The sequence below is a fragment of the Bacteroides sp. LFL-34 genome (assembly GCF_027257075.1).
In the GTDB taxonomy this organism is placed as follows: Bacteria; Bacteroidota; Bacteroidia; order Bacteroidales; family Bacteroidaceae; genus Bacteroides; species Bacteroides ovatus.
This window is the reverse complement of the sequence record NZ_JAPQKZ010000031.1, coordinates 1-14,754: the sequence shown is the minus strand read 5'-3', so window position 1 is coordinate 14,754 and position 14,754 is coordinate 1. Positions and strand designations below refer to the sequence as shown.

Below are 14,754 nucleotides of genomic sequence, written 5' to 3'. Positions count from 1 at the left end.
CCTCCCTACATACGGCCGCCACCCAATGCCTGATACAAATTGATTACGCCTTGGATTTCGGTAAAGCGGTTCGCCACTTGTGACAGTTGCGCGTTGAGCAACGTCTGTTGGGCGGTCAATACTTCCAGATAAGTGGTGTTGCCATGTTTCATCAACAGGCTTGTGCTCTTGGCTGCTGTTTGCAGAGAAGCCACCTGCTTGTTGTAGTAGTCGGCTTTCTCGCGGGCAGTCTGGTACTGCACCAGTGCCTCGTTCACTTCCACGCCTGCGTTCAGCAAGGTCTGTTCGAAACTAAGGCGGGCTTCCTCCTGTTGGGCTTTCGCTATTTTCAGTTGGGCGATGTTCGCTCCTTTATTAAACAAAGGCTGCGTCAGGGAAGCCACGGCGGAGGCCAGGAACTTACCCGGGTTGACAATCATGCTCCCTGCACTGTTTGTCCACCCTGCGCTGCCGCTCAACGTGATGGAAGGATAGAAAGCGGCACGTGCGGCATTCGTTGTATAGAAAGCCTGTGCCAACGAAAATTCTGCGCTACGCACGTCAGGACGGTTGGCAAGCATCTGTAAGGGAACACCCACGGAGAAGTTTTCCGGCAACTGTTGATTTCCCAGTTTGCCACGCTGTATTTTGTGGGGAGTTTCTGCCAGTAAAAGTGCCAGTGAATTTTCCGCCTGATTGATTTGCTCTTTCAGGTCGAGTACGGTGGTACATATATTGAAGTAGGTAGCCTCCGTCTGCGCCAGTCCGGCCTCATTCACCATCCCGGCCTTTTTCATGGCACGGGTGGCATTTACACTTTCTTTCCAGGCAGCTTCGGTAGCCACAGCTATCTCATACTGCGAATCGAGCATCAGCAAGGTGTAATACGTATTGGCAACGGATGCTACCAACTGCGTCTTGACAGCCTGTTCATATTCCTTGCTCTGTTCGTAGGCAGCTTTCGCACGACGCTTTGCTGTTGTCACCTTTCCAAAAATATCCAGTTCCCACGAAGCAGTCACGGGCAGCGAATAAGTTTGTGTAGCCTTTCCACGGTCGAAGCTGCTGGCAGCTCCTTCCGGTGCCAGAAACAAAGAAGGCAGATAAGACAGTTTGGACGTCAACAGCGTGGCTTCCGCTTCTTTCACACGCAAATGGGCAGTCTGCATATCGGTGTTGCGCAAGAGTGCCGAATCCACCAAATTCTGCAGATAAGGGTCGGTAAAGACCTCCCGCCACGAGAGGTTACCGAAGTTTGCCGTATCGGTGGCAGCAACAGACTCGCTGCCGTAAAGTCCTTCGGGAACTTCCGATACCGGTTTGTATTTATTGTAGATACCGCAACTACTCAATATAAGCGTTGCTGCGGACAGAATGATTATTTTTCTCATTAGTTCTTATTTTAATTCAGGTCTAAAACCTTTAATCATCAATTATTCTTTTCCAGCTTTAGATTTTTCTTCCTCGCTCACTTTGATTTCTTCTTCAATCTGCCAGTCATGCGTCGGGACGCTCTGCACGGGACGCAAACGTTCCTGCAACCACTGGAAAGCAATAAACAAAGTAGGCACGATGAAGAGCAACGCCAACGTACCGATGGTCATACCACCTACTACACCCGTACCCAATGAACGGTTACCGTTGGCTCCCACTCCACTTGACATCATCAACGGGAACAGACCGAAAATCATCGTCAATGCCGTCATCAGAATCGGACGCAGACGGGCTTTAGCCGCACTGACCGCAGAAGCAATCAGCCCCATACCTGCTTTACGACGTTCGGCAGCATATTCCGTCAGCAAAATAGCCGTCTTCGCCAGCAGACCGATCAACATAATCAAACCTGTTTGCAGATAAATATTATTCTCCAGTCCGAACATCCAGGCGAAAAGGAAGCTACCCATCAATCCGCAAGGCACACTCAAAAGCACAGCGAACGGAATAATGAAGCTCTCATAAAGCGCACTCAAAATAAGGTAAATCATCAGGAAGCAGATACCGAAAATAATGATCGTCGTACCGCTCTGCTGGTTTTCCTCACGGGTGATACCTCCGTAATCATAGCCATAGCCTTTCGGAAGAGACTGTTCGGCAGTTTCCTGCACAGCCTTGATGGCGTCTCCCGTACTATATCCGTCGGCCGGCATCGCATTTACCGCAATGGAGTTATACATATTGAAACGGCTCAACGATTCCGCACCGTAGCTACGGGTCAGCGTAACGAACTGGCTCAATGGCGCCATCTCTCCATTCGACATACGCACAAAAGCATTATCGAGGGAAGTTTCGTCCAAACGGAACACCGGATCGGCCTGAATCATGACACGGTACACTTTAGAAAAACGGTTGAAATTGGACACATACTGTCCACCGTAATAACCGGACAGCGTACTCAACACTGCATCGGGCGTGATACCTGCACGCTTACATTTAGCCGCATCCACCTCTACCGTCCACTGCGGATAGCGAACGTCGAACGTCGAATAAGCCATCGATATTTCAGGCCGCTGGTTCAAAGCTCCCAAGTATTGCTGGGTGGTGGTAAAGAACTCGTTCATATCACCGCCCATCTTATCCTGCATGTGGATTTCGAGCGCATTACCCATACCGTAACCCGGAATCATACCCGGGGAGATGGCGAACACACTGGCATCCTTGATATCAGCCGTACGCGCATATACCTGACCGATCACCGACTGCACATTGTCCTCATCACCCGGACGTTCGTCCCACGGTTTCAGTTTGAGAATCAACATACCGAACGAACTACCCTGTCCTGCCAACAATCCGTAACCGGCCACTTTCTGCACGTGTTTCAGTTGAGGTATTTCTATCAGGCGTTTTTCGATACGTTCCATCACCTTATCCGTCGTTGTCAGCGAACTGCCTGCCGCCGTACTTACATTCACGAAAATAACACCCTGATCTTCGTCGGGTACCAGACTGGTCTTCGTGTTATTCATCAGTAACACAAGCAATACCACGGAACAAGCCAGCAACGACCATGTCAACCATCTGCGCTTGATAAAGAACAATACAATCGTCTTATATTTATCCACCATCACATCGAAAGCCGAATTGAAAGCCTTACGGAAGCGTGCCGCAAAGTTGTTCTTCTGCGTTCCGTCTTCATTAATATAAGGTTTCAGCAGCAGTGCACACAAAGCCGGACTCAAAGTCAACGCGTTAATAGCGGAGATACCTACCGCAACCGCCATCGTCAAACCGAACTGGGTATAGAACGTACCGGAAGTGCCGCCCATGAAGGACACCGGAATGAACACCGCCATAAATACCAGCGAAGAGGTGATAACGGCATTACTGATTCCTTTCATAGCGTCGATACTTGCCATATATGACGACCTGTAGCCCACATCGAACCGCGCCTGCACCGCCTCGACGACAATAATGGCATCATCCACCACCGTACCGATAACGAGCACTAGCGCAAACAGGGTCAGCAGGTTGATACTGAATCCGGCTATCGCCATGAAAGCAAACGTACCCACCAGGGAAACCACAATTCCGACCAGCGGAATCAATGTAGAACGGAAGTCCTGCAAGAAGACGTACACCACAAGGATAACCAGAATGATAGCCTCGATCAACGTTTTCACCACCTCATGAATGGAAGCGAACAGGAAGTCGTTGGAGCTCATCATCTGCGTCAGTTCCACGCCTTTCGGAAGGTCTTTGCTTGCCTCTTCGAGGAGTTTGTCGATATTCTGGTTTACTTCGGTCGCATTGGAACCTGCCGTCTGGAACACCATACAGGATACACCCGGATGACCGTCCATACCACCGTGGTAAGCGTAGCTGTCCTGTCCCAGTTGGATATCGGCAACGTCTTTCAGTTTCAAGACTTCGCCATTGTCGGTGGAACGGATGACGATATCCCCGAATTCTTCGGGAGTAATGAGACGTCCGGTGTACTTCATCGTATACTGATAAGTCTCATCGGAATTTTCACCGAACGAACCGGTAGCCGATTCGATATTCTGCTCGGCAAGCACACCGGTGATATCGGACGGAATCAGTTTGTACTGCGCCATCACGTCCGGTTTCATCCATACACGCATACTATATTCACCGCCCATAATCATCAGGTCGCCCACACCGGAGATACGAAGAATCTGCGGTTTCAGGTTGATGCTGATATAGTTGGACAGGAAGTTCTCGTCGTAACTGTCGTCCGGACTATACAATGAGAACATCTGCAGAATACTCGTCTGACGCTTGGAAGTGGTCACACCGACCTGGGTTACCTCCGCCGGAAGTTGTCCCGTAGCACGTGATACACGGTTCTGCACGTTGACAGCCGCCATATCGGGGTCTGTGCCCTGCTTAAAATAGACGGTGATGCTCACCGAACCGGAATTGGTGGCGGAGGAAGTCATGTAGGTCATGTCTTCCACTCCGTTGATCGCCTCTTCCAAAGGCGCAATAACACTCTTCTGCAATGTTTCCGCACTGGCGCCATAATAGGTGGTACTCACCATAATGGTAGGCGGAGCAATATCGGGATACTGCTCAACGGGCAAGCTGAACAGCCCGATGATACCCACTACGACAATCGTGATAGAGATGACTGCCGATAATACGGGGCGTTCTATAAAGGTTCTTAAATTCATGAATGATTCCTCCTTGTTTAATTTTCAGTAGTAGTAGTTGCCGGAGACTTCGTTGTTGTCTCTGTTGATGAGGATTGATTAGCATTTGTCACTCCTGCCACTGGAGTTTGAGCAGCCTTTGCCTTGACCGGAGTACCTTCACGAAGCAAACCTACTCCTTCTGCCACGATCACATCTCCCGGTGCCAATCCTTCATCTACAATAAATTCCCGACCGCCATTGACACGGGTCACTTGTACCTGGCTGGATTGAGCCTTGCCGTCCACTACCTTATAGACATATCTCTTATCTTGTATTTCGAAAGTGGCAGCCTGTGGAATGGTCAGCGCAGCTGTTTTTTGAACAGGAACAATCACATTACCCGCACCACCGCTATGCAGCAATCCTTCCTTGTTCGGGAAAACTGCACGCAGGCTGACCGTACCCGTCGAACGGTCGATCACTCCGCTGATAGATTCAATCTGTCCCCGTTCGGAGTAGGCTGACTTATCGTTCAGTTGCAGGTCGATGGCAGGCATATTTTTCAATGCTTCCTCTTTAGAACCGTATTGGCGGATCAGTCCCAGTAATTGGTTTTCCGTCATGGAGAAGTAGACGTACATATCCGAATTGTCGGAAACGGTAGTCAACGGCTGGGCAAGGGCGGAACTAACCAAAGCTCCTACACGGTAAGGCAACGTGCCTACCACTCCGTCGGCCGGACTTTTCACAACCGTATAAGAAAGATTATTGCGGGCACTCACTTCCTGCGCCTTGGCCTGTGCCAACTGTGCTTTGGCAGCCAACAGGGAGTTTTTTGCCGTACTCAAATCGAAAGAGGAAATTACGTTCTCTTTATACAGTTCCTCTTTACTGTCATACGTCAGTTGCGCTGTAGCCAGAGAGGCTTTGGCCGATTCAACGTTTGCCACTGCCGTCTGCAAAGCAGCTTCATACGGCACTTGGTCGATGATGAACAATGTCTGTCCGTTCTTTACACGCTGCCCTTCCGTTACACAGACTTTAGTCAGCGTACCACTTACCTGGGGGTAAATATCAATATCCTGACGTCCGCGGATGGTCGCCGAGTAGGCGCTTGAAATCATCCGGTCGGCCGGAGAAACGGTCATCACTTCGTATTCTGTTTCCATTTGTGCCGGAGGAGCTTGTTTACAGCCCGTAGCAGCTACCATACAGCAGAGCAACAATAGCCCTTGCTTCACTTTACATACCTTTTTACTCATTTTCTGTTACCTATTTAACTATTTTTGAACGCGGCAAAGGTAGACTGTTTTCTTCATAGGAAACTGGACTTAGTATCTTCAGTTTTGTTCATTTTAGGAACATTAAAACCGATATTTAGTGAAAAAGTCCTATTTTTGTACCCAAAATAAGAACAACAATGGAATCAAAAAACTCTAGCCTAGCCATACTTTATGAACCGTTCGTTGCCGGAATGGACGAAAACCTGTCTCCAATTATGCAACGCCTGTGGAAACTGGAAGGGGGTGCCATCTATTTTTGCAGAAGCGGATGGGCACACGTCACAATCGACCTGAAAGACTATGAAATAGTAGAAAACACTCAAATCGTGCTCTTGCCGGGAACGATTATCCGCATCAATGGCAACAGCAGCGATTTCACAGCTTCTTTCTTCGGATTTCCCAAAGAAATGTTTCGCGAAGCCTGCCTCCGTTTCGAGCCGATCTTCTTCCGGTTCATCAAAGAAAAACCGTGCTATACACTCAAGGATGAAAGCACAGGAGCAATCAACGGGTTAATGCGTGCCACAACAGCTATATACAACGATCGTGAAAACCGTTTCCGCAACCAGATCGCCAAAAATCATCTCCAGTCGTTTATGCTGGATATTTATGATAAGTGTTACCGCTACTTCGACCGACAGGAAATCGAAGGAGGAAGCCGGCAGGATGAAATCTTTAAGAATTTCATCGCACTGGTACATGAAAACTGTATCTCACAACGGGAAGTGACTTTCTACGCCAGCAAACTGTGTATCTCCACCAAATACCTGACAGGTATTTGCAAAAGCGTGACGGGCGAGGCTGCCAAAAAGATTATCGACGACTTTGCCATCCTGGAGATAAAAGTGTTGCTTCAATCCACCGGACTGACGATTCAGGAAATAGCCGACCGACTTGGTTTTCCCGATCAGTCGTATTTAGGAAGGTACTTCAAACGGCACGAGGGAATGTCGCCGAAAGAGTATCAGAGTAAGTATTCTATCTAATCAAGTAAAATAATCTTTTATTATTAGATTATTAGGCACGGATTACGCGGTTCTTTTATTAACTAAAACCGTGTAATCCGTGCCTCCATTTATTTTATTAATTTGTATTTATCGCACAACACAGATTGTTAACAGATCTGTAATACTATCTTAATCTGCCTTGCATTCCTTTGCACCGTGAAACAAAAACACGGGTGTGAATAACTTTATTTCATTTAATAAATTAAAAGAAGCAAGGTAAAAGATTATGAAAAGAAACAAATGGCTGCTTTCTCTGTCGATTGGGCTCTTGTGCTGTGGCTCTGCATACGCACAGACAACAGTGAAAGGAAAAATCACAAGTGAAGGCGGGGAACCGTTAATCGGGGCTACCGTAGCTGTGAAAAACTCGACAGACGGCACGGTGACCGACATCGACGGAAACTACTCCCTGAAGACTAAGAAAACATTGACTCAAAAGGATTTGCTTGTATTCAGTTATGTGGGATATAAAACGCTACAGAAGAACTATGCAGGCAATACGATGAACGTAAAACTGGCGGAAGAGTCGCAACAACTGAATGATGTGGTGGTGACTGCCCTGGGGATCAAACGTGAAGAAAAAGGATTGGGATATGCCACGGAAACCGTGAAAGGGGATATGATTACGAGTGCCCTGCCCACCAACTGGTCGACGGCACTGAACGGCAAGGTAGCCGGATTGAGTGTTATCTCTTCCGGTGGTCCGCTTAATTCGAGCCGTATCTCGCTGCGGGGGGACGTCTCGCTGAACCAGAACGGAAACGACGCATTGGTGGTAGTGGACGGTGTACCGATGAGTAGTCCGATGACCAATCCGGGTGTTGCCTACGGTGCAGGTTCAAACAGCGAACTTTCCGTGGACTATGGTAACGGATTCTCCGACATCAATCCGGATGATATCGAAAGCATCCAAGTATTAAAAGGGGCCAGTGCGACAGCCTTGTACGGTACGCGTGCAGCCAATGGCGTGATTATGGTGACTACCAAATCGGGAGCGGGTGCACCCAAAGGTATCGGTGTGTCTTACAGCGGTAACTTCAGTATTGACGATGTGATGAGATGGCCCGATTACCAGTATGAATTCGGACAGGGATTGCCGAGCAATATCGGTCCGGCAGGTTCTATCTACGAAGGCCAGCCCTATTACTCTTACGGGAAAGCGGAAGACGGCAGTTACGCAAGCACTAGCGGAACCAGTAGCGCCTACGGAGCACGTTTCGACGCCAACAGGTTGTTCTACCAATATGACCCCGTAACGCAGGGACGCGCTTCTGTTGCCACCCCTTGGGTAGCGTACAAAAACAACCGCAAAGATTTGTTCCAGACAGGATACACCCTGACCAACTCGGTAGCCTTGACCGGAAAATCCGACCGGGGCAGCGTACGGGCGTCCATCACCCACACTAAGAACGAATGGATTCTCCCCAATACAGGTTTCCAGCGTATCACCGCCATGGTTTCCGCCCAACAGCAGATTTCGAGGGCACTGCGCATTAATTTCAAGTCGAGTTATACGTACCGCAAGCTCAACAACACGCCTGCACTGGGATATAACAGTAACTCTATCTCCTACTTCCTTATCTTCCAGAATCCGAATGTCAACCTCGACTGGTTGCGTCCGATGTGGCGTACCGGACAGGAAAATGTGAAACAGCTCCAACCGTACAGTTCCTTTATCGGAAACCCGTATGTCATTCTATACGAATCTGAAAATCCTTCGGAGAAACACAGTAATGTATCATCCATTTCTGCCAATCTGCGCATCAACAGTAAATTCGATTTCATGATCCGGTCCGGTATCCAGTTGTCAGCCGACCAACGCGAACAGCATCGTCCTATCAGTGACGTGGTTTTCGGAAACGGGTTTTTCAAGAAACAGAATGTGTTCGATTATGAATTAAACAGCGATGCTTTATTTACTTACCATGATTCATTCGCCAACGGATTGCGTGTCAACGCTTCGGCAGGTGGAAACATGATGCAACAAAGCTACGATATGTTGGCTGCCTCGGTGGTAGGATTGATTACGCCGGGAGTATACAAACTGGCAAACGGTGTTTCCAACCCGAACGTGCAGACGGTTATCAAAAAGAAAGCGCTGAACAGTCTTTATTTCACGGCCAATTTCTCGTATAAGGATAAACTGTTTCTCGATGTCACCGGGCGCAATGACTGGTCGTCTACCCTGCCGAAAAGTAACCGTTCTTTCTTCTATCCGTCGGTCAGCGTCAGTGCAGTGATGAACGAGTGGTTCACGTTGCCGGAACAGATCAGTCTGTTGAAAGTGAGAGGTTCGCTGGCACAGGTGGGCAATGACACAGACCCTTACAAGACATCGCCCTATTATGGCACGAGCGATTTCCCCGGATCGGCCATCGTATCTTCTACGCTCTATAATCAGGATTTCAAACCGGAGATTTCGACCAATTACGAAACGGGATTCGACTTCCGTATGTTTCACAACCGCATCGGACTCGATTTCACATTCTATTATAACCGCACCAAAAACCAGATTCTGGATGCTCCGATGGACCCGACCACAGGTTACAGCAAAGCTACCATCAATTCGGGATGCGTCCGCAACCGCGGTTACGAAATCCAGTTGGACGTTACTCCGGTAGTCAGCAGGGATTTCCGATGGAATGCTACTTTCACCTGGTCTAAGAACGAGAACCGGATTCTCTCACTGGCGGAAGGGGCGGATGAGAACCAGTTAATCAGCAGTATCGGTAGTGTGTCTATCATCGGACGTGTGGGTGGAACTACGGGCGATCTCTGGGGATATAAACTGGTACGCGACCCGGAAGGAAATGTGGTCATCAACGACAACGGATTGCCCGAACGTTCGGGAGAGATCGAATACGTCGGCACGGCCTATCCGAAATGGAAAGCCGGACTGTACAATGAATTTTCTTACAAGAACTTCACGCTTAGCGTCCTGCTCGACGGACAGGTGGGAGGTAAAATGTACTCGCACTCGCACCACAAAATGACGGAACAGGGAAAACTGCAACATACCCTGAACGGACGTCTGCCGGGAACGGAATTTTATATGTCGAAAGACGACCCGCGCATCGCTGCCGCCGGACTTTCACCACAAGACGGGATGTACATGATTGCTCCGGGAACAGTGAAGAACGATGACGGAACTTACTCGCCAAACACCAAAGTGGTGACCGTGGAAAGTTATTATAAGGAATATTACCGGATGGCCAATGTGGAAACTAACACGTTCGACACTTCATTCCTCAAGTTGCGCGAAATGAGACTGGAGTACAAGTTGCCGAACAGCACACTGAAGAAAACACCGTTCAGCAAAGCATCGGTGGCACTCTACGCACGCAACCTGTTCTGTATCACTGACTATCCTCTGTTCGACCCCGAATCTGCCGCCCTCAACGGAAGTTCGATGGTGACCGGTGTGGAGACGGGCTCACTGCCTACGGCACGTACTTTCGGACTGAATATTAACGTATCTTTTTAAACACTGACTTATGAAAACCAATAAACTTTTCAAAAATATAGTATGGGGAATGACTTTGTGCGGAGCTCTCTGCACGACTTCCTGCACCAGCTTCGACGAACTCAATACAGACCCCACCCGCATGGATGAGGTGAATCCCGGCACGCTGCTCAACCCGATTTTATACGAAACATCGGTCTACAACTGGAAACGCTACAACAGCTATACCTACGACCTGATGCAATGCGCCGTATCTACCAGCAGCACCAACGGTGTGGGATGGTGGTATATGACGGACAGCGAAGGAGACGGCACATGGACTACTTATTATAAATGGATCAACAACGCCAAAGAGATGATGCGCCTCACCGGAAAATTGCCGGAAGCCTCCAAACAACCCAACTACGATGCTATATCGCTGACTTTGCAATGTTGGTTATACCAGATTCTGACGGATGCCTTCGGTGATATTCCGATGAGCGAAGCCTGCTCCGCCGACGAGGGAATACTTGCACCGAAGTTCGACACCCAGCAGCAGGTGTACCAACAGATTATCGACAATCTGAAAACAGCTAACGAGTTGTTCGACAAAGCTAACGGGTTGATCTACAACCAATCGGGCGAAATGTTGTACAAGACGTCCAAAGGGGATGCAACCGGTATTTTGAAATGGAAGAAGTTCTGCAACTCGCTCCGTCTGCGTGCACTGCTCCGGGTGATCGACGTGCCGGAATTCAACGCGAAACAGGAGCTGCGTACCATGCTGACCGATCCCGCCACTTATCCGGTATTCGAATCGAACGATGATGCTGCCCTGCTTGCCATCAGCGGAACTTATCCGGAGGAAGCTCCGCTCACCCGTCCACAGGATTTCACTTCTTATGTTCAGATTTCAGAGTTCTTTGTTAATCTGCTGAAAGGTTGGAACGATCCCCGTCTGCAGGTGTATGCAACACAGGTCACTCTCCCCGACCAGACTAAAGATTATGTGGGTTTGCCCAGCGGTTATCAGACGTTCCCTTCAATCACTGCTTCGGGACTGAATCAGGAAATGGCGAAGGCACCTATGAAACTTGCCATGATGCCTTATGCCGAAGTGGAATTCATCAAAGCGGAATTACTGAAAAAAGGAGTGATCGACGGAGGAAGTAGCGCTGCCAAAGAGGCTTATCAGAAGGGAGTGCAGGCGGCTATCGAACAGTGGGGACAGAAAATGCCTGACCATTATTTTGAAAATCCGGAAGCTGCTTATGATGATACGCTGGAACGAATCATGAACCAGAAGTTTGTCGCACTGTTCTTCTGCGATTATCAGCAGTGGTTTGAATATAACCGTACCGGTTTTCCTGTGTTACCTGTGGGGCCCGGCATCGCAAATGCTAATAACAAAATGCCGAAACGCTTTAAATATCCATCTGCTCTGCAGCGTACTAATCTGAAGAATTATCAGGCGGCTAAAGCGAACATGGGAGGCGATGACTTCCATATCCGACTGATGTGGCAGCAATAAATGAATGTGTCGGTCACCAAGATTGCGGCAATAATTATCATTTCAATCAATCTTTAAAATTCAATGAATATGAAAAGAATAATCAGTATGGCTGTTGTGTTAGTTATAACGATGGCAGCAACGGCGCAAAAAGGAGAGCTCGCCATGAACGAGAATATCTCCGGAAAAAACCATATTTCCAAAAACGAAAAAGAAGCTACTCCCGTAGGCAAAAAGCCGAAAGCGGTGTTTATATTCGACGTGTATGGAGAAATCCCGACTACCAAACCAGTGTTTGAAGCGGAACATTATCTGGGGAGTGACATTACCGGAAAATGGAATACTTTCATCCAGAATTATACGCATGAGTATGATGTAACAATCGGATTTACGGATTCTTCGGTCGAAATTTTGAAGCCTTCTATTTACAAGGCGGTTAATAAGGTGAATAAATATTATAAGAAGGCATTGAAGAAAGAAGAGGTGAGCCGGGAAGTTGCTACATTCAACATGGGTCATATTCTGGATTGCGCCAATGTGATGTGTTTCGATGATAACAGCAAGTCTTTTGAGGAGGCTCTCAAGTCGGCAGATGAACCGGAAGAAATTATCGCATTATTCAATCAGGTTACTTTAAGAAAGTTATAAGCAATGAAAAAGATCAATTTTAGAAAAACGCTGTTTGCAGCGGTTTTGCTTTTCCAGCTGAACGCTATTGCCGCCTTTGGTCAGACGGTGGTGAAAGGTAGTGTGAAAGATAATACAGGTAAACCCATCAGCGGTGTAGTGGTGACAGACGGGGCACATTTCAATACGACTGATGCAGAAGGAAATTATGTTCTGAACACTGATCCGACACGTTATCCAATGGTTTACATCTCTACTCCGGCAGCGTATGAGCTTCCTTCCAAAGAGGGGGTAGCAGATGGTTTCTATCAATATCTGGATGCCGGGAAAAGCGAAAACCAATGTGACTTCGTATTGACTAAACGGCAGAAGCCGGTGGATGAATTCGTCTACATCGTCCTTTCCGACCCGCAAGTGAGAAACGAAAAGCAACTGGACCGCTTCCGCACGGAAACAGTGCCCGATCTGAAACAGACTGCCGACTCACTAAAGAACTTCGAAATCATCGGCATGGGACTGGGGGATCTGGTGTGGGATGCCATGAACCTGTACGCTCCTTACCGGCAAGCGGTGTCCAACTTGGGAATGACGATGTTCCAACTGATGGGAAACCACGACTTCAACCTGCTCTACAAATCTATAACGCAGACGGATCATCCGGCGGATGGTTATGGGGAACAGAATTATTATCAGTCATTCGGCCCGGCCAACTATTCATTCAATATCGGTAAAGTGCATGTGATAGCAATGAAGGATATTGATTACGACGGCAACAAGAAATACACGGAACGCTTCACGCCGGAAGATTTGGACTGGTTGAGAAAAGATTTAAGTTATGTGCCTAAAGGAAATATCGTGTTCCTGAACGTTCACGCTCCAGTAGCTAATAACACGGTAGCTGCGGGGGGAAATGCGCGCAACGCCAATGCGCTTTTCCAACTGTTGAGGCCTTACCAAGTACATATTTTCTCCGGACACACGCACTTTTATGAAAATCAGTTGCCCGCCCCTACCATTTACGAACATAATATCGGAGCGGCCTGCGGCGCATGGTGGGCAGGACACGTGAATCGTTGCGGAGCACCAAACGGTTATCTGGTGGTACAAGTGAAAGGTGATGATGTGAAATGGCGTTACAAGGCAACAGGGTGTTCGCCGGACTATCAGTTTCGGCTTTACCAACCGGGAGAGTTTGAAAGCCAGAAAGACTATGTGGTAGCCAATATCTGGGATTGGGACTGGACGTATACGGTAAACTGGTACGAGGATGGAGTGTTGAAAGGTGCTATGCAGGCTTTTGACGATGAGGATCAGGATTATATCAATATGGTAAAGGGAAAGAAAACGGGTTATCGCACACGTCATCTTTTCCGTGCACAGCCTTCTAAAGATGCAAAATCTGTCAAGGTGGTGGTTAAGAATCGTTTCGGGGAGATATTCACGGAAGAGATAAAACTGTAGTTTTATTTCAGTCTGTTTATACTGGTAGTAATTATAATTATGCTGGTAGTAAATTATAAAAGTCATGAGGGAGTTTAAGCTTTAACTTCCTCATGACTTTTATTTTTGAAACAATCTCACTTTAACGGAAAATCCGGCACATTGCTACTTTCATCGGTACTTTCCTCATCGCCCATAGTGCACAAAGCAGGGAACAGATGGCGCAGACCACAAATGTAACTCCGGTAGATACAAGGATATTTCCCAAGCCGACCAACGGAGAAACAATACCTCCGGAAGCAAAACAGAGTGCTCCCAACAGGGCGGAAGCTGCTCCGGCGTAACGGCGTTCGCTATCCATCGCCAAGGTGGTGGAGGAAGTAAAGGTCAGTCCCATTGTGAAAAGTAATGCGAACATCAGCAGTTCATAGGTCCAGAAGCCGCATCCGTTATACAAGGCAATCATCACACAGACGGACAGACACAACATACCGATGCATCCGGTCAGCGTCCCAGTTTCAGGTTGGCGGAATTTCACGGAGATAGCTGCTGCCACCCCGATAGCTACCGCATTCACCGCGAAGCAAGCTTCACCTTACGGTACATATTATATCGCATCTTTACTTCAGGAGTGGTTGTGCTTCTTTCTATTCTTTCTCCTATTTGATATGCTAGCTGCCATTCGTTAAAAAACGTTATATTTGAGCCTATATAGGGTTACAACTTACTTGTTTTTTTTCATAATTTTGCAAACCGAAGTTACGAAAAGAGTGTAATTTATTGGAAATGAGCATTGGGTAATCGCTCATAATAGTAATAGGTTACGAATTAGTTAGTTATCTACTGCATTATTCTTCTGTGCGTTGCGTAACCT

The 14,754-nt window shown here is 47.9% G+C and carries 8 protein-coding genes and 1 pseudogene; 5 read left to right on the top strand and 4 right to left on the bottom strand.

Features of this window, described 5'->3' with window-relative positions; all coding sequences use genetic code 11:
* Positions 1–5: 5 nt before the first annotated feature.
* The 3 genes from N5O98_RS17580 to N5O98_RS17570 are packed head-to-tail and all read right to left on the bottom strand — an operon-like array spanning position 6 to position 5,833.
* Positions 6–1,370, bottom strand: a complete 1,365-nt coding sequence (locus N5O98_RS17580) for a TolC family protein (RefSeq protein ID WP_118161296.1) — start codon at positions 1,368–1,370, stop codon at positions 6–8.
* Between the two features lie 42 nt (positions 1,371–1,412).
* On the bottom strand, positions 1,413–4,610 hold the full coding sequence (locus N5O98_RS17575) for an efflux RND transporter permease subunit (protein ID WP_118161297.1): 3,198 nt from the start codon (positions 4,608–4,610) through the stop codon (positions 1,413–1,415).
* A 17-nt stretch (positions 4,611–4,627) separates the two neighbouring features.
* Positions 4,628–5,833: an efflux RND transporter periplasmic adaptor subunit gene (locus N5O98_RS17570; RefSeq protein ID WP_118161298.1), complete on the bottom strand. Its 1,206-nt coding sequence runs from the start codon at positions 5,831–5,833 to the stop codon at positions 4,628–4,630.
* A gap of 158 nt (positions 5,834–5,991) precedes the next feature.
* On the opposite strand from N5O98_RS17570, the gene N5O98_RS17565 reads away from it, so the two are divergent.
* The 5 genes from N5O98_RS17565 to N5O98_RS17545 all read left to right on the top strand — a co-directional run bounded on the left by N5O98_RS17565 (position 5,992) and on the right by N5O98_RS17545 (position 13,901).
* Positions 5,992–6,840 carry a helix-turn-helix domain-containing protein gene (locus N5O98_RS17565; RefSeq protein WP_118161299.1) on the top strand — a complete coding sequence of 283 codons (849 nt, stop codon included), beginning with the start codon at positions 5,992–5,994 and terminating at the stop codon, positions 6,838–6,840.
* 247 nt (positions 6,841–7,087) lie between these two features.
* Positions 7,088–10,345 carry a SusC/RagA family TonB-linked outer membrane protein gene (locus N5O98_RS17560; protein ID WP_004321754.1) on the top strand — a complete coding sequence of 1,086 codons (3,258 nt, stop codon included), beginning with the start codon at positions 7,088–7,090 and terminating at the stop codon, positions 10,343–10,345.
* Positions 10,346–10,355: 10 nt separating this feature from the next.
* Positions 10,356–11,834, top strand: coding sequence for a SusD/RagB family nutrient-binding outer membrane lipoprotein (locus tag N5O98_RS17555; RefSeq protein ID WP_118161300.1), 1,479 nt, complete (start codon positions 10,356–10,358; stop codon positions 11,832–11,834).
* Positions 11,835–11,903: 69 nt separating this feature from the next.
* Positions 11,904–12,461 carry a hypothetical protein gene (locus tag N5O98_RS17550; RefSeq protein ID WP_008998758.1) on the top strand — a complete coding sequence of 186 codons (558 nt, stop codon included), beginning with the start codon at positions 11,904–11,906 and terminating at the stop codon, positions 12,459–12,461.
* Positions 12,462–12,464: 3 nt separating this feature from the next.
* Positions 12,465–13,901, top strand: a complete 1,437-nt coding sequence (locus tag N5O98_RS17545; protein WP_004310100.1) for a calcineurin-like phosphoesterase C-terminal domain-containing protein — start codon at positions 12,465–12,467, stop codon at positions 13,899–13,901.
* A 121-nt stretch (positions 13,902–14,022) separates the two neighbouring features.
* Here the strand turns inward: N5O98_RS17545 and N5O98_RS17540 are convergent.
* Positions 14,023–14,466: pseudogene (locus N5O98_RS17540) on the bottom strand (Bcr/CflA family drug resistance efflux transporter); the annotation flags it as partial.
* Positions 14,467–14,754: the final 288 nt, after the last annotated feature.

Coding starts and splice junctions, on each gene's coding strand:
- N5O98_RS17580 (WP_118161296.1), bottom strand. CDS start 1,370: ATGAGAAAAATAATCATTCTGTCCGCAGCAACGCTTATATTGAGTAGT.
- N5O98_RS17575 (WP_118161297.1), bottom strand. CDS start 4,610: ATGAATTTAAGAACCTTTATAGAACGCCCCGTATTATCGGCAGTCATC.
- N5O98_RS17570 (WP_118161298.1), bottom strand. CDS start 5,833: ATGAGTAAAAAGGTATGTAAAGTGAAGCAAGGGCTATTGTTGCTCTGC.
- N5O98_RS17565 (WP_118161299.1), top strand. CDS start 5,992: ATGGAATCAAAAAACTCTAGCCTAGCCATACTTTATGAACCGTTCGTT.
- N5O98_RS17560 (WP_004321754.1), top strand. CDS start 7,088: ATGAAAAGAAACAAATGGCTGCTTTCTCTGTCGATTGGGCTCTTGTGC.
- N5O98_RS17555 (WP_118161300.1), top strand. CDS start 10,356: ATGAAAACCAATAAACTTTTCAAAAATATAGTATGGGGAATGACTTTG.
- N5O98_RS17550 (WP_008998758.1), top strand. CDS start 11,904: ATGAAAAGAATAATCAGTATGGCTGTTGTGTTAGTTATAACGATGGCA.
- N5O98_RS17545 (WP_004310100.1), top strand. CDS start 12,465: ATGAAAAAGATCAATTTTAGAAAAACGCTGTTTGCAGCGGTTTTGCTT.